We start from the raw sequence: 23,412 nt of genomic DNA, 5'->3' as shown, positions 1-23,412 counted from the left end.
CCGGTCGGCGCCCGACCCGCCGCCGACCGGTCACGGCCGCCCGCTACCGGGTGGGCCTGGTCGTCTTCCTCGCTTCGGAGGCCGGGGATGGCGGCAGGATGCCGACACCGGTGCGGGCCTCGAAGACGAGCTGGGTCTGGGTCTGGCGTACGCCGGGATGCACGGTGATTCGTTCGAGGATCAGGTCGCGCAGGTCTTGCGGGGTGGCGACGGCGGCGTACACGAGGAAGTCGTCGTCGCCGCTGACGTGGAAGACCGTCAGGACGCCGGGTGTCTCGACCAGCCGATCGAAGAGGGTGTGGACCGGGTCGCGGTAGTGACCGCCGAGCCGGACCCGGATGATCGCGTGCAGCGGGCGGCCCAGCGCGGCGGTGTCGACGTGCGCGTGGATTGCGGTGATCACACCGGACGCGCGCAGCGCGCGCACGCGATACGCGCACGTCGACTCGGCGACCCCGACCTGAGCCGCGAGTGCGGCGTTGGTCAGGCGGCCGTCCCGCGACAAGGCCGCCAGGATCTTCAGGTCGGTGCCGTCGAGCTGCGGATCCTGCGGTACACGTCGCGACATCGACCCTCCAATTACGGAAACCGCACCAACTATCCAAAAACGGACCTTCTTTCGCAACATATCTTGAAGGTGATTGGCGATTTCGCCGACAGTCGGGCCATGACATCGCGTTCTTTTCATCCCGACACCGTCGCCGTCCACGCCGGGCGCGAGGACCTGACGGACCTCGGGGTGCATGCGCCTCCGATCGACCTCTCCTCGACCAACCCGTTGCCGGACATCGAGACCGGAGGGTCCGCCTACGAGACGTTGGCCTCCGGCGGATATCCGGAGGGAACGGCGGTCTACGCGCGGCTGTGGAACCCGACGGTGGCGCGGTTTGAGACGGGATTGGCGCGATTGGAGCACGCGGAGGCGGCGGTCGCCTTCTCGTCCGGCATGGCGGCGCTGACGGCGGCGGTGCTGGCGACGACGCGGGAGACCGGGCGACGCCATGTCGTGGCGGTCCGCCCGCTGTACGGCGGCACCGACTACCTGCTGGCCTCCGACCTGCTGGGCGTCGAGACGACGTTCTGCGAGGGCACGAGCGCGGCGGTGGCCGCGGCGATCCGCCGGGACACCGCGCTGGTCGTGCTGGAGACCCCGGCCAACCCCACGCTCGACCTGGTCGACATTCGTTCCGTCGTGATGGCGGCGGACGGGGTGCCGGTGCTGGTGGACAACACGTTCGCGACGCCCGTGCTGCAGAACCCGCTCAAGTTCGGCGCCGCGATGGTGCTGCACAGCGCGACCAAGTACCTGGGCGGGCACGGCGACGTGGTGGCGGGTGTGATCGCGTGTGACGAGGAGCGCGCCGCGGCCCTGCGCCGGGTGCGCGCGGTCACCGGTGCGCTGCTCCATCCGCTGGGCGCCTACCTGCTGCATCGCGGGCTGGCGACGTTGCCGGTGCGGGTACGCACCCAGCAGGCGAACGCGCGCGCCGTCGCCGCCTGGCTCGCCGACCACCCGGACGTGGCTCGCCTCTACTACCCCACCGACGACCATCCGCTGATCGGGCGGCAGATGGACGGCACCGGCGCGATGCTGTCGATCGAGCTGCGCGGCGGCTACGACCAGGCCGCCCGCCTCACCTCAGCCGTCCAGGTGTTCACGCACGCGGTGTCACTGGGCGGCGTCGACTCCCTGATCCAGCACCCGGCCGCGCTCACCCACCGCCCGGTGGCTCCCGAGGCCCGCCCCGACGCGGCCCTGGTGCGCCTGTCCATCGGCCTGGAGAACCCCACGGATCTCATCACCGACCTGGACCGTGCGCTGTCCGTGAACGGCCACGCGCACCCGCCCCTTACGGCGATCAGGTCCCGGATCCCGGATCTTCAGACCTGATCACGGGGCCGCGTCCCTCCGGCCGGCCGGGAAGGCCGAGGAGACGTGACCGACGCGGGGTGGGAGCGGCCGAAACGTCGCTCCCACCCCAGGGAAAGCCGGATCGGGAGGGCCTGGCCGGACCCGCCGGTTGTTCCGCGAGGTGGACTTCCTGCGTGCCGTACGCGTGTATGCCGCCCGGCGGCGCCGCTGCGTTGCTGACGCTGCCACGCCGGTGGACGAGGATGGGGTGTGAGCCGGCATGGAAAGCGAAAAACCAGTGGTGGCGCGGATCGCCCGGGGGTGCGATCCCCGGACGATCCGACCTGAGCCCGTTCCCGCATCTCATCGCTGCGTGAGCCGGAGCTGACACGTTGAATCGCAGGGATACAGATGGGATCGGCCCCGCTTTACGTCGGCCATTCTCGCCGATGTGCGCCTACTTCATCGGGTGAGCTCCTCCTCGGCTGGGGATTCGGCTGCGGGAGCCTGCCGGTTCTTCATGGTCAGGGCCAGAAGGATGGTGCAGGCGGTGAACGCGGCTGCGATGGTGAAGGCCGCGGTGACTCCCTCGGTGAGGACCTGGTGGGCCGGCCCGCGTGAAGCGCGGGTGGCGGTGCCGAACACCGTGACGAGGATGGCCAGTCCCAGCGCGCCGCCGATCTGCTGCATGACATTGAGCAGGCCGGAGGCGGCGCCGGCGTCCTCGGCTCGGATCCCGGAGGACAACACGGTGGTGGCTCCTACCAGCACGATGCCCATGCCGAGGCCGGCGATCATCATGGGGCCGAGCAGCGCCGTGGCGTAGTCGGCCTGGGGCGTCAGCCGCGTCATCCACAGAAGGGCCACGGTGATCGCCGCGGCGCCGACGGCGATCAGCGTCTTGGCGCCCAGTCGTGGCAGCAGCCGGGCCGCCGCGCCGGAGGAGACCAGGATCACGAGGGCCAGCGGCACGAAGGCGAATCCCGCCTGCAGAGGGCTGTAGCCGCGGACCTGCTGCAGGAACTGGGTGAGGAAGAAGAACATGCCGTTGCCCGCGGCCAGGACGAACAGCAGCACGACGTAGCCGCCGGCGCGGTTGCGGTCGGCGAACAGCCGCAGCGGGACGATCGGTTGCCGGGCACGGGACTCGACGGCCACGAACAGTGCCAGCAGGACGGCGGCCGCGCTGAGCGCGCCGAGGGTGACCCCGTCGCCGAAGTCCTTCTCGGCGGCGCGGATGAAGCCGTAGACGAGCGCGGTCATGCCGACCGTCGAGGTCAGCGAACCCGCCAGATCGAAGCGGCCCGGGTGGCGATCGGTCTCGGCCATGAACAGCGGGGCCAGGATCAGCAGGACGATGCCGATCGGCACGTTGATGAACAGCACCCACCGCCAGGAGATCCAGTCGGTGAGCATGCCGCCGGCGATGAGGCCGATCGCGGCGCCGGAGCCGGAGACTGCCGCGTAAGCCCCCAGCGCCCGCGCCCTGCGTGCGGGGTCCGGGAAGCCTACGGTGATGAAGGCGAGCACGGTCGGTGCGGCAATGGCGGCGCCGATCCCCTGACCTGCACGGGCCGCCAGCAGCATCTCGGCCGAGGTGGCCAGCCCTCCGGCCAGCGAAGCGACGGTGAAGATGACGACCCCGCCGATGAGAGCCCGCCGTTGGCCGAGGATGTCGCCCGCGCGACCGCCGAGCAGCAGCAGACCGCCGAAGGCCAGCATGTAGGCGTTGAGCACCCAGGACAGGCCGGCCGCAGAGAAGCCGAGGTCGTGCTGGATGTCGGGGAGGGCGATGTTCACCACGTTGGTGTCCAGGATGAACATCGTCTGACAGATCAGCACGACGGCGAGCACCAGGCCGGGGTGGCGCTGGGGGCGGGAGGCGCCGGCGGGCCCGGATCCCGCTGTCGCCATGTGCGTGCGCTGTTCGGTCATGGCACTCCTCAGTAGATACGCAACAAAACGAGGAAGCTCCTCGGTTTACGGTGAGCTAAGATATGAGGAGGTTCCTCGTTTTGGCAAACGTGTGGAGGGTCCCATGGCGGATCGATCAACGCAGACCCGGCCTGCAGGGCGCAAAGACGCACGACGCAACTACGAGCGTCTGCTGACGGCCGCCCGGACGGCTTTCGCCGAGCACGGCGTGGGCACCTCCTTGAACGACATCGCGCGCACCGCAGGCGTCGGCAACGTGACCCTCTACCGGCACTTCCCGACCCGCCAGGCACTGCTGGAGGCATTGCTGGGCGAGAGCCTGCGCGGCCTGCACACACGCTCAGATGAGCTGCTCGCCTCCCCGTCTCCGCGCCAGGCCCTGACCACCTGGCTCACAGCCGCGGTCGAGCACGCCATGGCATATCGCGGCCTGGTCGACGCCCTCGTCGACAGCCTCGGCGACCCCGCATCCGAACTCCACGCCACCTGCCAAGCCGTCAAGGCCGCCGGGGCGCAACTACTGGCCAGAGCCCAGAGCACAGGAACGGTCCGGCCCGACCTCGACGCTTCCGCCCTCTTCTCCCTGATCGCTTCGGTCGCTTGGGCGGCGGAGCGGACCCCCGCACACCGTGACCAGCTTCTGGCCGTCATGCTCGAAGGACTCCACCTGCGGGTAGATGATCCGGACTAAACCGGCTGGGCGCCGTTCCGTGCGGCGGCGCGGCCGTGGTCCGCCGTCGCGGTCCAGGGCTGCTGATAGTGAGCAGCGCGGGCGAATTCTGCGGCGTCTGCCAGCCACGCGCGCTCGGCCCAACCGTGGCCACTCAGTAGGCGGAGATTGGCGCGGCGGGACTTTCACGGCACGCGAGGGCCACTCCCGGGAAGAGCGCGGCCGGCCGGATGGTTGTACGACCTGGAGCGGGACCCCTGGCACTCCGCCGGAGAGCGCACCCCTTCCAGATGCGGACAAGTCCGTGTTTGCCACGTAAAGACTGAGCTTTCCTGCTATGAGCTGACTCAAGGAAGTTGTTATTCCCTTATGAGGGCCTTTGTCGGGGCAACGCGTCCGAACGAAGGGAGCCAGGCCGACCACCGCTCATCATGTGGAGCATCCGACCGCCGAAGGCGGTGACATCCTCCCTCGCCCTGGTGGCTCGCCTCGAAGGCGAGACATGGCGCGCGGGGACGCTGGCGGCTGCCAAGATCCGCGGATGGGTGGGTGACCTCACGGCAGCACCGTCCATGCTGGTCGCGCCATGCGGCGCGGGGCACGACGGTCCCGCCTCGGCCACGGCCGCGTGCTTCGTGGAGGCGCGCCCCGAGAGTCTGCCGCCGATCACCTTCGCCTACGAACGGCACGGGTCGGGCGAGCCGCTGGTCCTCCTGCACGGCATCGGATCGCATCGTCAGGCGTGGGACCCGATCGTGCCGTTGCTCGTGGCCGAGCACACGGTGATCACGGTGGACCTTCCGGGCTTCGGCGACTCCCCCGACCTCCCGCGCGACCTGTCCCGCGATCTGCCGACCATGGTGACCGAACTGGGCGCCATGTTCACCGCGCTCGGGCTCGACCTGCCGCACGTGGCGGGCCACTCGCTCGGAGGGCTGATCGCGTTGCGGCTGGCCCAGGCCGGTCTCGCCCGGTCCGTCACCGCGCTCGCGCCCGCCGGGTTCTGGACCGAGGCCGAGCGTCGGTACGCGTTCGCCGTCCTGACCGCGGCCCGCAACCTCGCCCGGCTGCCGTCCTGGATGGTGGTCCGCCTGGCGACGACCCCCATCGGCCGGGCCGCCCTGACCGGCACCCTCTACGGACGCCCGGATCGCTGCCCGCCGGGCGAGGTCGTGACGTCGCTGGCCATCCTGCGCCAGTCCGTGGCGTTCAACGCCACCTTGCGCGCGGGGCGGGCGTCGGACCTCTTCGTCGGCGACATTCCCGGCGTACCCGTGACGATCGCGTGGGGCAGCGCGGACCGCGTCCTCTTCGCCCGGCAGGCGGCCCGGGCGGCGGCGACGATCCCGGGGGCGCACATGGTGTGGCTGCCCGGATGCGGGCACGTGCCCATGAACGACGCGCCCGAGCTGGTCGCGGACGTCATCCTCGAGGCCACCCGCTCCTCCGGACTGGTCGGCGTGCGCGCGCCCGACCTCCTACCGGAGAGCGCCCCGAGCCCGCTCCGGCAGATCACCAGGTTTCCCGCGGCAGGGGTCGAGCGGGACAACAAATGGTTTGGGTGGCCTGCGCGCGGTTGACTACCGTAGCCCGTCGTGACATCGACCCCTTCTGCCACGGACTGGCGCGCGGTCAACCGCGCCAACTGGGACGAGCGCGTCCCCATCCATGTGGCGAGCGACTTCTACGACGTGCCCGGCTTCGTCGCGGGCAAGGACGCGCTGCGCGACTTCGAACCCGCCGAGGTGGGGGACGTCGCCGGCAAGACCCTGCTCCATCTGCAGTGCCACATCGGTTTGGACACGTTGTCGTGGGCCCGGCGCGGAGCCGTGGTCACCGGCCTCGACTTCTCCGAGCCCGCGGTGGACACGGCCAGGGACCTCGCCGAGCGGATCGGCGCCGACAGCGCCCGTTTCGTCGCCGCGGACGTCTACGACGCCGTTCAAGCGCTCGCTCCGCGGACCTTCGACATCGTCTACACCGGCCTGGGCGCCCTGTGCTGGCTGCCGGACATCAGGCGCTGGGCACAGACGGCGGCCGCCCTCGTCGCCCCGGGCGGCTTCCTCTACCTGGCCGAGTTCCACCCCTACGCCGACATCCTCGGCGAAGACGGCCGCACCGTCGCGTACGACTACTTCCGCCAGGATCCGACCGTATGGGACGAGCCCGGCACGTACACCGGCGGGGGCGCCGAGATGAGCGCGCGCGTGACGGTCGAGTGGCGGCACGGCATCGGCGACGTCGTCAGCGCTCTGGCGGCGGCCGGCCTCCGGGTGGAGTTCCTCCACGAGCACGACTTCACCCTCTTCGCGCACTTCGCGGCCCTGGAGCGGGACGGCGAGCGCTATCACTTCCCCGCAGGGCAGCCGCGGGTGCCGCTGCTGTACTCGATCCGCGCGAGCAAGCCGGAGTAGGCCGGCCCGGGGTCAGGCCGCCCGGGGGTCGGCGTACCCGCGCTCGCGAGCCCGAGCGTGGTGGCCGGCTCCCCGATGAGATGCCGCACCCGCGCGGTTTCCTGCTGGTACGGCGGTGCCGCGCGGCCGGCCAGGTGCGAGCCGCTTCCGCGGTTGTCGAAGGCGAGCATGACGGCCAGCACACCGAGCATGCCGCCCATGACGACCCGCTGCGCCCGCAGCCAGGTGGGGCGGCGGGCGAGGAACCCGGCGATGCCGCCGGCGGCGAGCACGATCGACAGGTTCACCGTGGTGGCGACGATGATTTGAAAACCGCCGAGAATGATGCCCTGAAGCAGCACATTCCCTTTGCCGAGATCGATGAACTGCGGAATGACGGATATGTAGAGGATGGCGATCTTCGGATTGAGCAGATTCGTCATCAGCCCCATCGCGAAAAGCCGGCGCGGCGGGTCCGCGGGAATGTCCTGAACGGTGAACACCGACACACCGCCCGGCCTGACCGTCTTCCAGGCGAGCCACAGCAGATATGCGGCCCCGACCAGTCTGATCGCCGTGAGGATCCGCGGGACCGCGGTGAACAGCACCGCCAGACCGAGGTTCGCCCCGACCAGATATATGAGGAATCCGGCCACGACCCCGGACAGCGATATGACTCCGGCCCGCCGCCCCTGGCTGATGCTCCGTGAAACGAGATACATCATGTTCGGGCCCGGGGAAAGCACCATCCCGAGAGCGACGGAAACCACGCCCAGAAGCGCACTCTGTTCGACCATCGGCGCCGCCTTCTTTCTGCGATCGGCCCATACGGATCAGGGCAGGCCCGCCTTTCGGAAGGTCTTTCGCGCCGAACGGGAAGGCTGATTTGAGGCTATTCCACCGATCCAACTGAGTGCAATATTCCTCATTGCACTCGGAGCAATGTTGTTTTGCCCTCGCTCGCTTCCGCGTCGCGGTACGCGTTCGTCGCCGGAAACGGCACCGCCCGGGGGCGCGGGGACGGGTGTCCTCGCACCCCCGGGCGGGGGAGGCCGGGGCGGGGGGGCTCCCCGGCTTGCTCTTACTCGTGCGCGTGCTCGTACGCGGCCGCCGCGCCGTGCTCGGGCACGTCGCTGCCGCGCACCGCCGCGTACGGGGCGTCCTTGCCCTTGGCCCGCGGGTCGGCGACGAGCTCGGCGCACTGGCCGGCGCCGGTGACCCCGTTCGCCACTCCGGCGTCGGACGGCGCGGGGGTGTTGCCGCTGCAAGCGAGGCCACCGCGCACGGAGGTGCCGGTGACGACGGGGGCGTCCACGGTGGTGTTGCCGGTCAGCCCGGCCGAGCCGCGCAGGTCGGAGCCCGCGACGATGAGCTGGCCGGTGGTGCCGTGGATCGCGACGGAGCCGTGCACGGTCGCCTTGAGCAGGTGGATCTCCGCGGCGCCGGTCGCGTTCAGCGATCCGTTGATCGTGCCGCCCTTGACGACCAGGGACGCGCCGGAGCCGACGGTCACCCCGCCGTTGATCCGGGCGTCGTCGAGGCAGGTGACGCCCGACCGCACGGACAGCGCGCCGTTCCGGGTGCCGGTGATCGTGGTGGTGCACTCGGGCGGCGCGGCGAGGGTGGTCACGGTGAAGCTCTTCGGCGTCCCGTAGTTGCCGCTGGGGTCGATCGACCGGTACTCGACGGTGTGCCCGCCGCGCGGCAGCTTGCCGTAGGTGAGGCTGTCGATGACCGTGCCGTTCTCGGTGAACAGCCACGGCTCGTCGGCGGACGTCGGCCAGCCGAAGTAGTTGAACCAGCCGTCGCCGTCCACGCGGGACTCGCGCACCACGTACCCGTCCCGGTCGTCCTCGCCGGTGAGACGCATGGTGAACGGGCCGTTGAACACGTAGCTCTCGCCGGACTTCACCAGCGGCTCCGACAGCTCGTACGCGGTGGTGGGCAGGGTGTTGTCCACCGTCCAGGTGCGCGTGTCGCCGCCCGCCGAGGCGGTCAGCGTGTGGTTGCCGGAGGCCAGGTCGAGCGCGGACAGGTCCAGGACCGGGCCGGTCTCACCGAGGGCGGTGCCATCCAGCGCCCAGGTGACCGCGGGCACGCTGTCGTCGGGGTGGGTGGTCTCGACGTACACGACCTCGTCGTGGGCCACGGCGCGCTCGGTGGGGGTGGACGAGCGCAGTCCCGGCGTGACCTGGGCGGGCGTGGTGGTCACGGCGGTGTCCACTGTCCAGGTGCGGGTCGCGGTGAGCGCGCCGCCGCGGATCGCGGGGTCGCGGACGAAGTCCGTCGGGTCGGTCACGGTCGCCTTGACCGTGTGCGTGCCGGGCGACAGCTTGAGGGTGCGCAGGTCGAGCGCGCCGCCGCGGGCGGACACGGCGGCGCCGTCCACGCTCCACGTGGTGGTCAGCGCGTGGCTGTTGGGGTGCAGCGGCTCCACCCAGAGGACCCGGTCGGCGCCGACCGCGGCCGTGGTGGGCGTGCTGTCCTGGATGAGGCTGGTCTTGGCGGAGATCCGCTGGGTCATCACCTCACGGCCGACCTGGTCGTAGTAGTAGCCCAGCGTCCGCATGATCGAGTGCTCGCTCGGGCGCCAGACCTTGCTGCTGTAGTACAGGCCGCCCTCGTACCTGCCGATGGCGCCGCCGGCCTCGCTCGGCTCGCCGAGCCAGCGCCACCACTTCTTCTGCTGGTCCCGTATCTGCTGCTCGGTGAGCAGGGTGTGGTGCGCCGAGCTGGGCTCGCCGCCGGAGTACGGGCCGCCGTCGACGCCGCGGCTGTAGTACGTGTACTCGTCCTGCAGGCCGCCGAGCGAGTGGCCGATCTCGTGCGGCGCGATGAGGGCGGACATCGAGTTGTGCCCGGAGGAGGTGGCGTAGGCGCCGCCCGCTCCGCCGTACGTCCCGCTGTTGGCGAGGGCGAGGATCTGCCGGTTGGCGCTGCTCGTCCCGGCCACCATGTTGGCGTACGTGTTGGCCGCGGTGTTGCTCATGGTGATCAGCCGCTGCACGCTGGAGGCGCTGCATCCGCCCCAGAAGGCCATGCTCAGCGGGGTGTTCTTCTTGCCGGAGGCCAGGCCGGGGTCGCAGCCGATGCCGGACTCGCCGGACACGATGTCCACCCGGTAGACGTTGAAGTAGTTCCGGTACGACTTGTACGGCTCGATGGACCACATCACGTTGAGCTGCTGGTCGGTGTCGGCCGCGAACGTGGACAGCTCGTTGTTCGTGTAGCCGTCGCCCATGATGATCAAGTTGAACCGCTTGGCGGGGTCACCGGTGACCTGGATCGGGACCACGGTGGCGCTGCCGACGTCGGCGGCCTGCGCGGGAGGGATGGTGATCAGAGCGGCGGCCAGCGGGACCGCCGCCAGGGCCGCGAGCGGCCGTCGTGCACGCATGGGGAGGGAACCTCCAGAGCGAAGAGGGGGCGTGCCATGCACTATCGGGCTTCGCCGCTCCCCACGCACATCCCATGTCGGGATAACTCCGGATTTATGGCTACGGTTGGCACGGATTCGTCCCCGCCCGGCTCCCGGCCGCGTCTCCCCCGCTGACCTGGGCGAAATCCCACGCTCCGGCGCGTTCCCACCACCCCGGCCACGTCCCGCCCGATCCGCCCGATCGCAGGGAAGCCGCGCGGAACACCCGCCGCCGCCACCTCATGCTCAGCAGCGCGACACCCCATGTCACCAGATATCACTTGATGGATGGCTATAGTGCTCGCGTTATGGCGGCGAAAGGAGGGGCCTGAGTGCAGGTGGAGCTTCGCCACCTTCGCGTCATCTGCGCCATCGCCGACGCCGGGAGCCTGAGCCGGGCGGCCAACGCCGTGGGCGTCTCGCAGCCCGCGATCACCGCCCAGTTGCAACGCGTGGAGGGCGCCCTCAACGGCCAGATCTTCCGGCGGAGCCGGCTCGGCGTCACCCCGACGCCCTTCGGCCAGTTCGTGCTCGCCCGCGCCCGGTCCATCCTGCTCGCCGTGGACGAGCTGGTCTCCGGCGCCGGTGCGTACGACAGCCGGACCGACGTCGCGCGGATCGGCGGGTACGTGACACCGGTGCTGTCCGGCCTGGTCACCCGGCTCTTCAGGCTGCCCGACCTGTCGGTCACCGTACACACCGAGTATTCGCCCCGGCTGCTGCTCGATCTGCTGGCCTCCCGCCGTCTGGACGCGGCGACCCTCGTCGACTATCCGGGCAACGAGCTGCCCGCGCCGCCCTCGGTCGGTATGCGCCTGATCGCCACCGAGCCGGTCTTCGTGCTGATGAGCAGCGAGCACCCACTGGCCGGACGGGAAGAGGTCGATCTCGGCGACCTCGCCGGGGACGACTGGGTGATCTCGCCGCCGGACGGGGTCGGCTGGCCGGAGTGCGTCTACTCCGCCTGCCGCCAGGCGGGCTTCACCCCCCGCGTCCCGCACAGCACGACCGAGCAGGCGATGATCCGGCAGCTCGTCGCCGCGGGCCACGCGATCTCCCCCTGCCAGGCCACGGTGCAGGACGGTCCCGGGATCGTCGTGCGCCCGCTCGCCGGCACCCCGCTGCGGCTCAGGCACCTGGTTGCCTGGCGGCGGGACGGGCCGCTCGCCGGCCGAGCCGAGGAGCTGGCCGAGTTCGCCGCGCAGGCCCACCGCGAGGCCATTGCCGACCGCCCGCACTACGCCGCCTGGATGGCCAGGCACGGCGCAACCTCGCTCGGCGGATAGCACGGCGTTCGCGGCCACCGCTACCCGACATTTGTCGGAAATGCCTCGATCTACACAGAACGGCCGTCCGAAGACATTCCACACCCCGCCCCCTACCATCGGGCCTTCTTGGGGCTGCCTTTACGGTCCCTTGACCCCCCAATGGGGCCGGTGCTCCGGCCCCTCCCGCCCTGATGGTTAGGGAAGGTTTGCCGATGTCTCTGCCGCACCGGATGACGGATCCCGTGGCTTCGACCGCGTTCCGTACTCGGGGATCAGCACGCCGCGGCGCCGCCGCGCTGGGCCTCGCCGCCGCCATGACCCTCGCCGCGGTCACCGCGAACCCGGCCGCGGCCGGCGCGGCCGCCCCCGTCGAACCGGTCTTCCAGAACGGCATGGCCCAGCCGGTGTTCTCGTCCAACCGCAACGACTGGATCCGTGAGGAGATCTGGATCGAGACCCCGATCGACAGTGACGGCGACGGCCGGGGCGACCGGGTGCACGCCGAGGTGACCCGGCTCAAGGAGACCGAGACGGCCGGCCTGAAGTCCCCCGTCGTGTACGAGGCCAGCCCCTACTACGCCGGAGGCAACGACGTCGCGAACCACGACGTCGACCACGAGCTCCACGAGGCGCTCCGGCCGGGCAAGGGCTGGTTGAACCGCGGCGGTCCGGTGCGGGACCCGGCGGCCGACGAGCGGCTGGCCGCCGCCGGCGTGGACGAGGCGGCCGCCGCCGACGCTGCGGCGGGCACCGGCCCGCAGCCCGCCATCAGCACCAGCCACGAGGCGAACTGGCTTCCTCGCGGCTTCGCGGTCGTCCACGCCGAGTCGCTGGGCAGCGGCAAGTCCGACGGCTGCCCGACCACCGGCGGGCGCAACGAGACGATCGGCGCGAAGTCCGTCGTCGACTGGCTGAACGGCCGCGCCAAGGCCTACAACGCCGCGGGCACGGAGGTCCACGCGACGTGGACGACCGGCAAGGTCGGCATGATCGGCACGTCGTACAACGGCACCCTGCCCAACGCGGTCGCGAGCACCGGTGTCGAGGGCCTGGAGGCCATCGTTCCGATCTCGGCGATCTCCAGCTGGTACGACTACTACCGCGCGAACGGCGCCGTGGTCGCCCCCGGTGGCTACCAGGGCGAGGACGCCGACGTGCTCGCGGAGTACGTCTACACCCGCGCGGACAAGCAGGTCTGCCGGAACGTCATCGAGGATCTCGCGAAGGCGCAGGACCGGGTCACCGGCGACTACAACGCCTTCTGGGACGAGCGCAACTACATGAACGACGTCGGCAACGTCCACGCCGCGACGCTGGTCGCGCACGGGCTCAACGACTGGAACGTCAAGACCAAGCACGCCGCGCAGTGGTACGAGGCGCTCAAGGCGCGCGGGGTGCCGCACAAGATCTACCTGCACCAGGGCGGGCACGGCGGCTCCCCCAGCGTCGACGTGCTCAACCGCTGGTTCACCCGCTACCTGTGGGGCTACGAGAACGGCGTGGAGAACGACCCGCGGGCGCTGGTCCAGCGGGAGGACAGGACGCTGGTGGAGTACCCCGAGTGGCCTGAGCCCGCCGCCGCGGACACCGAGCTCAACCTGGCGCCGGGTGTGGGCGGGGCCGCCGGTGAGCTCACCCTCGACCAGACCCGCCAGGGCAAGCCGGTGACCGAGACGATCGTCGACGACGCCACGAAGCGGGCGCAGACGCTCGCCGACGCCGCGACCTCGCCCAACCGCCTCGCGTACAAGACGGAGACGCTGACCGGCGCGGTCCGGTTCAGCGGCACGCCGCGGGTGTCGCTGCGGATGTCCTTCGGCCGGCCGGCCGCGAACGTCACGGCGCTGCTCGTCGACTACGACCAGAACGGCAAGGCGAAGATCATCACCCGGGGCTGGACGGATCCGCAGAACCGCAAGTCGATCTCGCGGACCGAGCCGGTCAAGCCGGGCACCCCGTATCGCATCGACGTCGACCTGCAGCCGCACGACTACGTCTTCGCGGCGGGACACCGCATCGGCGTCGTGCTGCTGTCGAGCGACTACGAGTACACGATCCGGCCCGCTCCCGGCACGCAGCTGTACCTCGACACGACGAAGAGCACGGTCACGCTGCCGCTCGTCGGCGGGGCGGCCGCGCTCACCGCGGCGAACGGCTGACCGGGACCGCACCGCGCGCGTGACCACCGGCCACAGCCCGCCCGCCGCGGCCCGCGGCGGGCGGGCTGTGCCGCGGGGCCTCCGGCCCGTCCCGGGGGCCCCGCGACCGGTGCACCCCCGGCGTTCCGCCACCCGGCGAACGCGCGCGTGGGCACCGCCCGGGTGGACTCAGCGCGGGCGCTCGACCCGGCCCTCGTGCCAGACCGGTTCCGGACTCTCGTAAACGGCCCCGTCCGCGCCGAAAATCAGGAACCGGTCGAAATCGGCGGCGAACCAGCGGTCATGGGTCACGGCCAGAACGGTGCCGGAGAAGGCGGACAGGCCCTGCTGCAGAGCCTCGGCGCTGGCCAGGTCCAGGTTGTCGGTCGGCTCGTCGAGCAGGAGCAGGGTGGCGCCGGACAACTCCAGCAGCAGGATCTGCAGTCGGGCCTGCTGGCCGCCGGACAGGGTCTCGAACCGCTGGCCTGCGGCGGGCGCGAGTTCGTAGCGGGCCAGAGCGGCCATCGCCTCGTTCAGGGTGAGCGCGTGACCGGCCATGACCAGGTCGGCCGGGGTACGGCCGTGCAGATCCGGCCGGGCGTGCGTCTGCACGAAGCGGCCGGGTACCACCCGCGCCCCCAGCCGCACCGTTCCGCTGTGCCGGGTGGCCGGCACCGCGCCGTCCGCGGCCTGCTCCAGCAGTTGGAGGAAGTGGGATTTGCCGGAGCCGTTGGAGCCGAGCACTCCGATGCGTTCGCCGTACCAGATCTCGGCGTCGAAGGGCCGCATCAGCCCGGTGAGTTCCAGGTTCTCGCAGACGACGGCGCGTTTGCCGGTGCGGCCGCCGCGCAGCCGGATCCGCACGTTCTGTCTCCTGGGCGGCTGTTCGGGCGGACCGACCTCCTCGAACCGGCTCAGCCGGGTGCGCGCGGCCCGGTATGAGGAGGCCACCGCGTCGTTGTTGGCCGCGGTCTGCTGGAGGGTGCGTACCAACTGCTTGAGCCTGGCGTGTTCCTCGTTCCAGCGGCGGCGGCGCTCCTCCAGCCGGGCGATGCGGTCGCGACGGCCCTGGGCGTAGGTGGCGAAACCCCCACCGTGGACCCAGACGCCCCGGGCCTCCACGGTGACGATGCGGTCGGTGACATTGGCCAGCAGCTGCCGATCATGGGAGACCAGCAGCACGGTCTTCGAGGTCGCCTTCAGCCGCTCCTCCAGCCACTCCTTGCCGGGCACGTCCAGGTAGTTGTCCGGTTCGTCCAGCAGCAGGACCTCGTCGGGGCCGCGCAGCAGCGCCTCCAGAACGAGCCGTTTCTGCTCGCCCCCCGACAGCGTGGCCACCGGGCGGTCCCGGACCGCGTCGTACGGCAGGCCCAGGGCGGCGGTGGTGCAGGTGTCCCAGACCACCTCCATGTCATAGCCGCCCGCGTCGGCGTAGTCGCTGATCGCCTGCGCGTAGGCCAGTTGCGTCGCCTCGTCGCCGCGGGCCGTCATCGCCGCCTCCGCCCGTCCCAGGGCCGCGGCGGCCGCGCGGACCCGGTCCGGCGCCACCGACAGCAGCACATCGTGCAGGGTCCGGCCATCACGGACGCTGCCGATGAACTGCCGCATCACCCCCAGGCCCCCGGAGCAGGTCACTCGGCCGTCGTCCGGTGGCAGATCCCCCGCGATCAGCCGCAGCAGGGTGGTCTTGCCCGCGCCGTTCGGCCCCACCAGCCCGGCCTTGACCCCCTCGCCGATGCGGAACGACACCTCGTGCAGGAGTAGTCGCCCGTCCGGCAGCACGTAGGTCAGCCGGTCCACGTCGACATGCCCTGCCATCGCCGCCCCTCCCCTCGACGTTCGCCCTTCTGGATCACTGTTCCATTCACCGGATCAATGATCCGGTGCTCGAACGCCATACTAGACTCGCTTTCGTGGACGAGAGCAAGGCGATATCGGGAGCAGCACGCTCAGGATCGGCGGGAGGCGTGTGGTTGCGGCCGTCCGGGCGCTCCGGGCGCGAGGGGCCCCCGCTCAGCCGGGACCGGATCGTCGAGGAGGCGCTGGCCCTCCTGGACGAGGAGGGCGCCGGGCGGCTGACCATGCGGCGGCTCGCCGAGCGCCTCGGCACCGGCTCCACCACGCTGTACTGGCATGTGAAGACCAAGGACGACGTCCTCGACCTCGCTCTTGACGCGATCTTCGCAGACGTCCGGATCCCGGGCGGGAGCGGCCAGGGCTGGCGTGCCGACCTCACCGCCCTGATCGACGGATGGCGGGCCGTTCTCCTGAGACACCCCTGGTCGTCGGCGCTTCTGGGCCGTCCGATGCTCGGCCCCAACGTGCTCGCGCGCAGCGAGTTCCTGTACGCCACGCTGCTTGAGGCGGGGGTCACCGAGCCCCACCTCACCGCCGCGGCGTTCGGGTTGTCCAACTACGTCATCGGTTCCGCGTTGATGCAGACCACCTGGTTGACCAGCGCGGAGCAGGCGGTACGGCAGGCCGCTCAGGAGCACATGCGCGTCAACCGGGAGCGCTACCCCGCGCTAGCGGCGCACGGCCCCCTTGTCGCGGGCGACGACTGGGACACCAGCTTCGCCCTCGGTCTTGCCTGGCTTCTCGACGGCATCGAGGCCAACGCCGCCACGGAGCGGGCTGCCGGCCAAGAGTCGCCCCGGGACCGGCACCTGAACGGTGCGGTCTTGGACGACTGATCACCTGGCTACCGAGTCATCACTTCTCGTTCGCAGGCGTCACCTACGCGGTCCAGTTCGTCGGCACGGCCGAGCAGTGCGCGGCGTTCGGGTTCGGAGTAGGCGACGGAGGCCGCCTGCCGGAACAGGGCGGCGGCCCGGACGCGGTCGCCGTGGCGGGCGGTGAGGTCGGCTTCCACTGCGACGGCGAGCGGGTAGTCGTCCAATGCGCCACCGGCGCGGGCCTGGGCGAGCAGGGCCAGCCCGGCCGTCGGCCCGTGCGCGTAGCCGTGCGCCACAGCGCGGTTCAGCTCGACCACCGGTGAGGGGTGGATCCACGCAAGCTTGTCGTACCATGCGGCGATCGCCGGCCAGTCGGTGGCGTCGACGGAGGCGGCGGTGGCGTGGCAGGCGGCGATCCGGGCCTGCAGTGCATACGGGCCGTCCTCTGGAGTTTCGGCAAGGATGTGCAGACCGTCGGTGATCGCAGCACGGTCCCAGCGGAGCCGGTCCTGCTTGTCCAGAGGGAGCAGGTTACCGCGCTGGTCGCGGCGGGCATCGCGCCGGGAGTGCTGGAACAGGAACAACGCCAGCAGCGCCGACACCTCGCCCTGACCGGGGATGAGCTGCCGGAGGAGCCGGGCCAGGCGGATCGCCTCGTCGGCGAACGCGGGCTGGCCGTCGGCGTTGTAGCCGTGGGTGAAAAGCAGGTACAGCACGGCCAGAACACCGGGGAGCCGCTCGGCGAGCGCCCGGCCGGTCGGCACCTGGTACGGGATGCCCGCGTCCGCGATCTTCGTTTTGGCCCGGGTGAGGCGCCGGGTCATGGTCGACTCGCTGACCAGGAAGGCCCGCGCGATGTCGGCGGTGGGCACCCCGCAGATCGTCCGCAGCGTCAGCGCCACACGCGCCTCCAGAGCGAGTGCGGGGTGACAGCAGGTGAAGATGAGCCGCAGCCGGTCGTCCACGACCTCCTCCGCCGGCGTAGGGTTCGGATCGGCAAGCGCCAGCACAGCCAGTTCTGCCAACTTGCGGCGTTCAACCGACGCGCGGCGCAGCATGTCGATCGCTCGGTTGCGGGCCACCGTCATCAGCCAGCCGCCCGGGTTGCCCGGCACGCCCTCCTGAGGCCACCGCTGCAGGGCGAGCGTCAGCGCTTCCTGGGCGCAGTCCTCCGCCAGTGTCCAGTCATCAGTGATGCGAATCAGCGCGGCGACGATCCGCGCGTAGGCATCCGTGCTGGCGGCTGCGATGGCGTCTGCCATCGCAGCCGAAGGCGCGTCGGTCACTCCGTCAGTCGTTCAGGTCGACCAGCGGGCGCAGCTCCAGCCGTCCCGCTCGAGCCATCGGGTGGGCGCGGGCCACCTCGATCGCCTCGTCCAGATCGGCGCACTCCAGCAGGTCGTAGCCCACGATCACTTCCTTGGTCTCCGCGAACGGACCGTCCGAGACGAGCAGTCGGCCGTTGCGGACCCGGACCGTCGTGGCCGCGGACGTCGGTGCCAGCGCGCTGCCCTCCAAACGGCGGCCGCACGTGTCGCTCTCCGACACCCACACATCGATGTCGGGCTCGTCAGCCTTGTCGGTGTCGGGCTCGGTGTCGGTGCACACGAACATCATGTACTTCATCTTCGCTCCTCGGTTTCGGGGACTCACCACGATGACGAACGAGCGGCCCGGTTTCGGACACAACGCGTCGACAATGTCACACCACCCCGGCATGCCGACGACAAGTGCTCGCACGCCCGCAGCAGTCACGGAAGCAGCAGGCCCCAGTAGAGGCCCCACGGGATGAGCACCAGCCCGCCGACGACCAGGAGGCCGAGCCGTCCCCTCTCCCCTCGCGGCATGGAGCCGCGGGCGCGGCGCCAGGCCAACGCGGACAGAACCGTGGCGACCACGGAAGCGACCGTGAGGGCCTGCAGCGCGAGCCAGATCAGCGGACGCCCTGCCAGTACGGGGCCGGGAGCGGCCAGCTTGCCGCCGGTCATCACCAGATAGAACAGGTAGGCGAACGACCCGAGCACCACCGTGAGCCCTGCTGCGCTGAGGAACCGCGCCGCCCTGCTCACCGGTGCCCGCGAGCCGCCGCGCAGGCGACGCACCAGCGCGATCACGGGGTAGGCGGCGAACGCGACGATGAGCAGCACCAGAGCCGCGAGCTGCGTCGGCGCCGACTCCCACCAGGCCGGCGGATCCACCGGCACGGTCGGGGACTCCTGTACGGGTGCCGGTCCGGACGTCTGCGCGAGCGGCGGTCGGCCCGCTGTCACGTCATGAACCCAGGAGCCGACCAGTTCGGCGTAGCCGGGGGCGAGTTCGGGCAGCCGGGTGACGCCGCCGTCCGGGGTCAGGTGCGCGGCGTGGTCGGCGTCGGGGAAGAAGCGGAAGGTGTAATTCCGGTTGCCGCTCTTCTCAAGTGCCTCGGCAAACCCCGGCGGGCTCTCCTGAGGCGGAGTCAGCAGGTCGTGGACGCCCCAGATGCCGAGCACCGGCTGGCGTACGGCGGCGATGGTCGGTGCCGGGTCGTAGTACGGCTCGGGGAACATGTCGCCGTCGGCCAGAGTGCGGTACAGGTTTAGCTCGGCCCGGTCGACGAGCGAGCCCGACACCCCGGCCTTGCGCAGCCCGGCCGCCACCGCCCAGGTCTGCTGGCGCAGCGGTTGCTGGCTGTTCGCGCCCACAAGCACGACGAAGGCGACGTCCTTGGAACGGGAGGCCGCGATCGGGGCGACCCAGCCGCCCTCACTCAACCCCCAGAGCCCGACCTTCGCCGGGTCGACGCCCGGCTGGGACCGCAGCGCGGCCACGCCGCCGAGCGCGTCGTCGGCGAGCTGCGAGTACGACCGATGGAAGAGAGAATAACCCTCGGACCGCTTGTCGTAGATCAGAACCGACAGCCCCTGGCGGGCGAACGCGACGGCCTCGCCCATTAGTTTCGTCCGGGGCGTGGCCGTACCCGCGCCGTGCACGAGGACGATGCCGGGCCGCGCGGGCTTCGCCGACGTGGGCGAGAGGACCGTGCCGTGCAGGGTGAGGCCTCCGTCGCCGCGGAAGCTCACCTCGGTCGCCGTCAGGTCGGACGGTACCGCGGGGGGAGTCTCGGTGGCGGCCGCGGCAGCCGCGGGAGTGGTGAGGAGGAAGAGGGCGGCGACCGCCGCCAGGAGGCTTCGTCTCATAGCTGCAGATAATATTCTGCAGAGAGACCTCGGCAGACATTCATCGGCAGAAATCGTTCTGCGGTACTAGGCTGCTCCTCATGAAGGATGACGAGTCGTTCCTGCTCGACGACCCGGCGCGACTCAAGGCGCTGGCCCATCCCATGCGGCGGCTCATGCTGCGCCACCTCAACGTGCACGGCCCCGCGACATCGACGACGCTCGGCGAGCTGCTCGGCGCCAAGACGGGCACGACCAGCTACCACCTGCGGCAACTCGAGAAGTACGGGTTCATCGAGGAGATCCCCGAGCGCTCGACCGGCAGGGAACGCTGGTGGCGCAAGGCCAAGGGGCCGAGAGACATGCGGCTGCCGACGCCCGACCAGCTCGCCCCCGAGGACCGCCCCGTGCTCGCCGAGTTCCACCGGATCGGCATGGACGAGGATCGCGTGCTGTTCGAGCGCTTTCCCGAGGCGTACCGGCGCGATCCCGACTGGGCCAAGGGGTCACGCGGTCTCGGCCGGATGACCAAGGCCGAGTTCCAGGAGTTCTTCGACGCCTACATCGCACTGCTGATGAAGTACAGCCATCCGGCGGAGGACGCTCCGCCGGATGCACGCCCCCTGCACATCCGGCTCTTCGCCCTCCCCGCCGACGAGGACTGACTCAACTCGGTCGCCCCCGCACGTCCCCGGCATCGTCCTCAATGCGACCGATCGACGTCAGTGTCGCCGTCCGCCCGTACCGAAGCGATGAGCGCCGCCACTCCGTCCAGCAGGCGTTGCAGGCCGAACTCGAAGAGCGTGTTCAGGTCGAGCGAGTCGGGAGGGATCCGCGACAGCAGCGGGAACTCCCGCATCTGGGGCAGCACGGCGGATTCGAGCCACTCGTCGTCGGTGGTGCCGCTCTGCTGGACGGCCTCGGCCTCGGCTTCCAGGTGGGCGGCGGTGCCGTGTACGTAGTTGGCCACGGTCACGTAGATGTGGACCATCGTGACCGGGTCGAGGCCGAGGCCGTCCACCACCCGCATCCCCCACTCGCCCTGGGCCATCGCGTGAGGTGTGGCCATGGGGCGGGTGAACGAGACGGCTTGCGCCAGCCACGGATGGCGGCGGTAGAGGGCCCATTGCCTTCTGGCCGACCATTCGAGGCAGGCCCGCCAGCCCGGCGGCTGCGGCTCGGGTAGCCAGCCGTCGGCCAGCACCCTGTCCGCCATGAGGGTGACCAGCTCATCCCTGCCGGACACGTACCGATAGAGCGCCATGACCGACGTGCCCAGGCTCGTGGCGATCCGGCGCATGGTCAGCGTCGCCAGGCCCTCGGCGTCGGCGATGGCGATCGCGGCCCGCACGATGCGCTCCTCGCTCAGCTCGGGAGCCGAGCGACGGGACGGGGCGGCGCCCGTTCCGGGATCGGCCACCACGGTCCCGACCCCGGGCACCGGGCGGACGAGCCCCTCCTGCTGCAGGGTGGCCAGCGCCTTGGTGGCGGTGGCCATCGCCACGCCCCATTCCCGCGTGATCTGCCGCGTCGACGGCACCCGCTCTCCGGGCCGGAGCCGGCCCGCCGTGATGCGTCGCCTCAGCTCGGTGACGATGCGCAGGTACGGAGGTGGGTCCTCGTCCATGGTTCACGCTCCCGCTGTCCTAGTGCACCAGGCCCGCTTCAGCCTGGATCGCTGCGGGACAAATTACTGCACTAGTGCCCTGTTAACAATGTACGCGCACTACGCATACGGTGGCCGTGCACGGACAAGCGAGGGAGCACGTGATGACGAATGTCCTGATCAGCGGCGGCGGCGTCGCCGGAACCGCCCTGGCCTACTGGTTGCACCGCTACGGCTTCACCATGACGGTGGTCGAGCGGGCCCCCGCGCCGCGCCTCGGCGGGCACACGGTCGACCTGCGCGGCGCCGCCCGCGAGGTGGTGGAGCGCATGGGACTTCTCCAGGACGCCCGCCGGGTGGCGGTCGACTCCAAGGGGATGTCGTACGTGAACGCGGCCGGCAGGCGCGTCGCCGACATGCCCGCCTCCTTCCTCGGCGGGGTGGGCGTGGTCGGCGAGGTGGAGATTCTCCGCGGCGACCTGGTCGAACTCCTTCATGGGGCGACCGGGGGCGGGACGGAATACGTCTTCGACGACACGATCACCGAGGTGACCCAGACGGCGGAGAACGTGCGCGTCGCCTTCGAACGGTCCGCGCCGCGCGTCTTCGACCTGGTCGTCGGGGCCGACGGCACGCATTCACTGACCCGCTCACTGGTCTTCGGCCCCGAGTCGCGCTTCCGCCGCGACCTCGGCTGTTACACGGCGTACTTCACCGCGCGCAACGTCTTCGGCATCCAGGACTGGGAGCTGTTCCACAACATGCCCGGCCAGAAGCTGGCGGCGCTGCGGCCCTCCCGGCGGCCGGAGGACGCCAAGGTCCTGTTCGGGTTCGCGTCGAAGCCGCTGGAGTACGACCACCGGGACCAGCGGCGCCAGAAGGAACTCGTGGCCGAGGTCTTCGCCGGAGCGGGCTGGCACGTACCCGCGATGCTGCGGGAGATGGAGGCGGCCACCGACTTCTACTTCGACTCGGCGACGCAGATCGTCATGGACAGTTGGTCCCACGGCAGGGTGGCGCTGCTCGGCGACGCCGGATTCAGCCCCTCGCCGCTGGGCGGCAACGGCACGGGCCTGGCCCTGGTCGGGGCGTACGTCCTGGCCGGAGAGCTGGCCGCGGCCGGAGTAGATCACACGGCGGCCTTCGCCGCCTACGAGCGGGAGATGCGCGACTTCGTCCGGCAGAACCACCAACTGCCGCCGGGCGGCGTCAACGGCTTCGTCCCCAAGTCGCGGACGGCCATCCGGATGCGCGATCTGTCCATCAGGCTGATGCCCCACCTGCCGTGGGCCGGCCTGATCGCGAAGGCGATGAACCGGGCCGACGCCGTCACCCTCAAGGACTACCCGTACAGCAGGGCCCGCGCCTGAAGACTGACGGGAGGGGCACTAGCTTCTGGTGATCACGCCGCAGGCGATGCGCCCGCCGGAGTCGCCCGCGTTCAGAGTTACAGCGTCGGGCCCCGCCTCACCCTTCTCGTTGCGGTAGCGGTCCGGGATATTCGCGTGATTGTCGGCCAGTGCGTGGATCATGATGGCGCTGCCGTCGCCGTCGAAGAGCTGTGCCACCCGGAAGCGGTCGGTCACCATCGAGGCTGCGCCGGTACCGTCCGCGCCGACGAGCAGGTTGGGCAGGTCTCCGGTGTGGTGGTCGTGGACGTGTGAGCCGACGTCGTAGTGTCCGCCGGCGCTGAAGAAGGGGCTGCCCGTAGCCGGGTCTTTCGACTGTGGATCACAGACGCCCGTGGCGTGAACGTGAAAGCCGTGAAAGCCGGCAGGCAAGTTCGTCACCGCGACTGTGATCTTGGACTTGCCGTTCCCTGCGTCCTCCACCTGAAGCGAGCCGACCGTCTGGCCGTGGGTGTTCTTGATCACTGCACCGGCGGGCGCCCCGTCTCGTCCCGGCGTCGCCTTTCCCAACGCGGTAGCACCCAGCGTCGCGACTCCCACACCCAGCACGACAAGCAGAGTCAGGCGATCCTTGCCTACCATCGGCGGCCTCCCCCATGTAGTGCCTTCCTCCCAGGGGAAGGCATCGACGGTCTCACAGGTCAGCGGACGGCACCCTGGTCAGCTGCGGCATCGCGCGGAAACAGCCGTCCCGGGGCTGGATGAAAGCGCGAAGACGGCGTGCCGCTCCGCGGTTCCGCAGGGCCCTCTCTTCGGGGATCCCCCCTGCTCTGCCCGCTTCCCCGATGCCGGAAGCAAAGGAATGGCCTCGCTCCGCTCGCGCGGGCTCGGGCCGCCCGTGTGTTCGACATCACCTGCCGGGCGGGTAATCTGTGTCGGCCTCCCGGATTCAC

General features: G+C 70.6%; 19 protein-coding genes. 9 read left to right on the top strand and 10 right to left on the bottom strand.

All coding sequences use genetic code 11. The features are described from left to right. Window positions 1-43 precede the first annotated feature (43 nt). On the bottom strand, window positions 44-568 hold the full coding sequence (locus tag ACQP1V_RS18065; protein ID WP_433424458.1) for an Lrp/AsnC family transcriptional regulator: 525 nt from the start codon (window positions 566-568) through the stop codon (window positions 44-46). Between the two features lie 99 nt (window positions 569-667). On the opposite strand from ACQP1V_RS18065, the gene ACQP1V_RS18060 reads away from it, so the two are divergent. After that, window positions 668-1,891 (top strand): trans-sulfuration enzyme family protein, encoded by a 1,224-nt coding sequence (locus ACQP1V_RS18060; RefSeq protein ID WP_433424456.1) that lies wholly within the window; start codon window positions 668-670, stop codon window positions 1,889-1,891. 423 nt (window positions 1,892-2,314) lie between these two features. Here ACQP1V_RS18060 and ACQP1V_RS18055 read toward each other — a convergent pair whose 3' ends face one another. Then, window positions 2,315-3,787, bottom strand: coding sequence for an MFS transporter (locus ACQP1V_RS18055; protein ID WP_433424454.1), 1,473 nt, complete (start codon window positions 3,785-3,787; stop codon window positions 2,315-2,317). A gap of 103 nt (window positions 3,788-3,890) precedes the next feature. Between ACQP1V_RS18055 and ACQP1V_RS18050 the strand changes: the two genes are divergently transcribed. From ACQP1V_RS18050 to ACQP1V_RS18040, 3 genes are all read left to right on the top strand, one after another. Further along, entirely contained in the window at window positions 3,891-4,478 is a 588-nt protein-coding gene (locus tag ACQP1V_RS18050) for a TetR/AcrR family transcriptional regulator (RefSeq protein WP_433424451.1), read from the top strand. A gap of 437 nt (window positions 4,479-4,915) precedes the next feature. Then, window positions 4,916-6,037, top strand: coding sequence for an alpha/beta fold hydrolase (locus tag ACQP1V_RS18045; RefSeq protein WP_433424448.1), 1,122 nt, complete (start codon window positions 4,916-4,918; stop codon window positions 6,035-6,037). A gap of 15 nt (window positions 6,038-6,052) precedes the next feature. Then, on the top strand, window positions 6,053-6,871 hold the full coding sequence (locus ACQP1V_RS18040) for a class I SAM-dependent methyltransferase (protein WP_433424445.1): 819 nt from the start codon (window positions 6,053-6,055) through the stop codon (window positions 6,869-6,871). On the opposite strand, the gene ACQP1V_RS18035 is transcribed toward ACQP1V_RS18040, so the two are convergent. Both ACQP1V_RS18035 and ACQP1V_RS18030 read right to left on the bottom strand, forming a co-directional pair. Next, window positions 6,805-7,599, bottom strand: a complete 795-nt coding sequence (locus ACQP1V_RS18035) for a LysE family translocator (RefSeq protein ID WP_433425870.1) — start codon at window positions 7,597-7,599, stop codon at window positions 6,805-6,807. The two genes, ACQP1V_RS18040 and ACQP1V_RS18035, sit on opposite strands and share 67 nt — an antisense overlap. A gap of 332 nt (window positions 7,600-7,931) precedes the next feature. Continuing rightward, window positions 7,932-10,247, bottom strand: coding sequence for a M64 family metallopeptidase (locus tag ACQP1V_RS18030; protein ID WP_433424442.1), 2,316 nt, complete (start codon window positions 10,245-10,247; stop codon window positions 7,932-7,934). Between the two features lie 353 nt (window positions 10,248-10,600). On the opposite strand from ACQP1V_RS18030, the gene ACQP1V_RS18025 reads away from it, so the two are divergent. After that, a complete protein-coding gene (locus ACQP1V_RS18025; RefSeq protein ID WP_433424440.1) occupies window positions 10,601-11,554 on the top strand; it encodes a LysR family transcriptional regulator in 954 nt (317 codons plus the stop codon). A 194-nt stretch (window positions 11,555-11,748) separates the two neighbouring features. Then, a complete protein-coding gene (locus ACQP1V_RS18020) occupies window positions 11,749-13,695 on the top strand; it encodes a Xaa-Pro dipeptidyl-peptidase (protein WP_433424437.1) in 1,947 nt (648 codons plus the stop codon). 168 nt (window positions 13,696-13,863) lie between these two features. Here the strand turns inward: ACQP1V_RS18020 and ACQP1V_RS18015 are convergent, their stop codons facing one another. Then, on the bottom strand, window positions 13,864-15,492 hold the full coding sequence (locus ACQP1V_RS18015; RefSeq protein WP_433424434.1) for an ABC-F family ATP-binding cassette domain-containing protein: 1,629 nt from the start codon (window positions 15,490-15,492) through the stop codon (window positions 13,864-13,866). Window positions 15,493-15,587: 95 nt separating this feature from the next. On the opposite strand from ACQP1V_RS18015, the gene ACQP1V_RS18010 reads away from it, so the two are divergent. Next, on the top strand, window positions 15,588-16,367 hold the full coding sequence (locus ACQP1V_RS18010) for a TetR/AcrR family transcriptional regulator (protein ID WP_433424431.1): 780 nt from the start codon (window positions 15,588-15,590) through the stop codon (window positions 16,365-16,367). Window positions 16,368-16,375: 8 nt separating this feature from the next. Here ACQP1V_RS18010 and ACQP1V_RS18005 read toward each other — a convergent pair whose 3' ends face one another. The 3 genes from ACQP1V_RS18005 to ACQP1V_RS17995 form a co-directional block, all read right to left on the bottom strand. Then, window positions 16,376-17,611 carry an RNA polymerase sigma factor gene (locus ACQP1V_RS18005; protein ID WP_433424428.1) on the bottom strand — a complete coding sequence of 412 codons (1,236 nt, stop codon included), beginning with the start codon at window positions 17,609-17,611 and terminating at the stop codon, window positions 16,376-16,378. Between the two features lie 28 nt (window positions 17,612-17,639). After that, window positions 17,640-17,975, bottom strand: a complete 336-nt coding sequence (locus ACQP1V_RS18000; protein ID WP_067139506.1) for a YciI family protein — start codon at window positions 17,973-17,975, stop codon at window positions 17,640-17,642. A gap of 125 nt (window positions 17,976-18,100) precedes the next feature. Further along, entirely contained in the window at window positions 18,101-19,525 is a 1,425-nt protein-coding gene (locus ACQP1V_RS17995) for an alpha/beta hydrolase family protein (protein WP_433424425.1), read from the bottom strand. An 80-nt stretch (window positions 19,526-19,605) separates the two neighbouring features. On the opposite strand from ACQP1V_RS17995, the gene ACQP1V_RS17990 reads away from it, so the two are divergent. Further along, window positions 19,606-20,169 carry an ArsR/SmtB family transcription factor gene (locus tag ACQP1V_RS17990; RefSeq protein ID WP_067139509.1) on the top strand — a complete coding sequence of 188 codons (564 nt, stop codon included), beginning with the start codon at window positions 19,606-19,608 and terminating at the stop codon, window positions 20,167-20,169. Window positions 20,170-20,207: 38 nt separating this feature from the next. Here ACQP1V_RS17990 and ACQP1V_RS17985 read toward each other — a convergent pair whose 3' ends face one another. Next, the gene (locus ACQP1V_RS17985) at window positions 20,208-21,131 is read right to left on the bottom strand and encodes a TetR/AcrR family transcriptional regulator C-terminal domain-containing protein (RefSeq protein ID WP_433424422.1); all 924 of its coding nucleotides are present in this window, start codon (window positions 21,129-21,131) and stop codon (window positions 20,208-20,210) included. A 143-nt stretch (window positions 21,132-21,274) separates the two neighbouring features. On the opposite strand from ACQP1V_RS17985, the gene ACQP1V_RS17980 reads away from it, so the two are divergent. Continuing rightward, window positions 21,275-22,480 (top strand): FAD-dependent monooxygenase, encoded by a 1,206-nt coding sequence (locus ACQP1V_RS17980; protein ID WP_433424419.1) that lies wholly within the window; start codon window positions 21,275-21,277, stop codon window positions 22,478-22,480. Window positions 22,481-22,498: 18 nt separating this feature from the next. Here ACQP1V_RS17980 and ACQP1V_RS17975 read toward each other — a convergent pair whose 3' ends face one another. Next, complete coding sequence (locus ACQP1V_RS17975) at window positions 22,499-23,101, bottom strand: superoxide dismutase family protein (protein WP_433424416.1); 603 nt, start codon at window positions 23,099-23,101, stop codon at window positions 22,499-22,501. Window positions 23,102-23,412 lie beyond the last annotated feature (311 nt).

The organism is Microtetraspora malaysiensis, from assembly GCF_050947145.1.
Lineage (GTDB): Bacteria > Actinomycetota > Actinomycetes > Streptosporangiales > Streptosporangiaceae > Microtetraspora_A > Microtetraspora_A malaysiensis.
Note: the sequence above shows the minus strand (reverse complement) of the source record. Positions and strands in the feature narration are given on the sequence as shown.

Coding starts and splice junctions, on each gene's coding strand:
- ACQP1V_RS18065 (WP_433424458.1), bottom strand. CDS start 568: ATGTCGCGACGTGTACCGCAGGATCCGCAGCTCGACGGCACCGACCTG.
- ACQP1V_RS18060 (WP_433424456.1), top strand. CDS start 668: ATGACATCGCGTTCTTTTCATCCCGACACCGTCGCCGTCCACGCCGGG.
- ACQP1V_RS18055 (WP_433424454.1), bottom strand. CDS start 3,787: ATGACCGAACAGCGCACGCACATGGCGACAGCGGGATCCGGGCCCGCC.
- ACQP1V_RS18050 (WP_433424451.1), top strand. CDS start 3,891: ATGGCGGATCGATCAACGCAGACCCGGCCTGCAGGGCGCAAAGACGCA.
- ACQP1V_RS18035 (WP_433425870.1), bottom strand. CDS start 7,599: ATGGTGCTTTCCCCGGGCCCGAACATGATGTATCTCGTTTCACGGAGC.
- ACQP1V_RS18030 (WP_433424442.1), bottom strand. CDS start 10,247: ATGCGTGCACGACGGCCGCTCGCGGCCCTGGCGGCGGTCCCGCTGGCC.
- ACQP1V_RS18020 (WP_433424437.1), top strand. CDS start 11,749: ATGTCTCTGCCGCACCGGATGACGGATCCCGTGGCTTCGACCGCGTTC.
- ACQP1V_RS18015 (WP_433424434.1), bottom strand. CDS start 15,492: ATGGCAGGGCATGTCGACGTGGACCGGCTGACCTACGTGCTGCCGGAC.
- ACQP1V_RS18005 (WP_433424428.1), bottom strand. CDS start 17,611: ATGGCAGACGCCATCGCAGCCGCCAGCACGGATGCCTACGCGCGGATC.
- ACQP1V_RS18000 (WP_067139506.1), bottom strand. CDS start 17,975: ATGAAGTACATGATGTTCGTGTGCACCGACACCGAGCCCGACACCGAC.
- ACQP1V_RS17995 (WP_433424425.1), bottom strand. CDS start 19,525: ATGAGACGAAGCCTCCTGGCGGCGGTCGCCGCCCTCTTCCTCCTCACC.
- ACQP1V_RS17990 (WP_067139509.1), top strand. CDS start 19,606: ATGAAGGATGACGAGTCGTTCCTGCTCGACGACCCGGCGCGACTCAAG.
- ACQP1V_RS17985 (WP_433424422.1), bottom strand. CDS start 21,131: ATGGACGAGGACCCACCTCCGTACCTGCGCATCGTCACCGAGCTGAGG.
- ACQP1V_RS17980 (WP_433424419.1), top strand. CDS start 21,275: ATGACGAATGTCCTGATCAGCGGCGGCGGCGTCGCCGGAACCGCCCTG.
- ACQP1V_RS17975 (WP_433424416.1), bottom strand. CDS start 23,101: ATGGTAGGCAAGGATCGCCTGACTCTGCTTGTCGTGCTGGGTGTGGGA.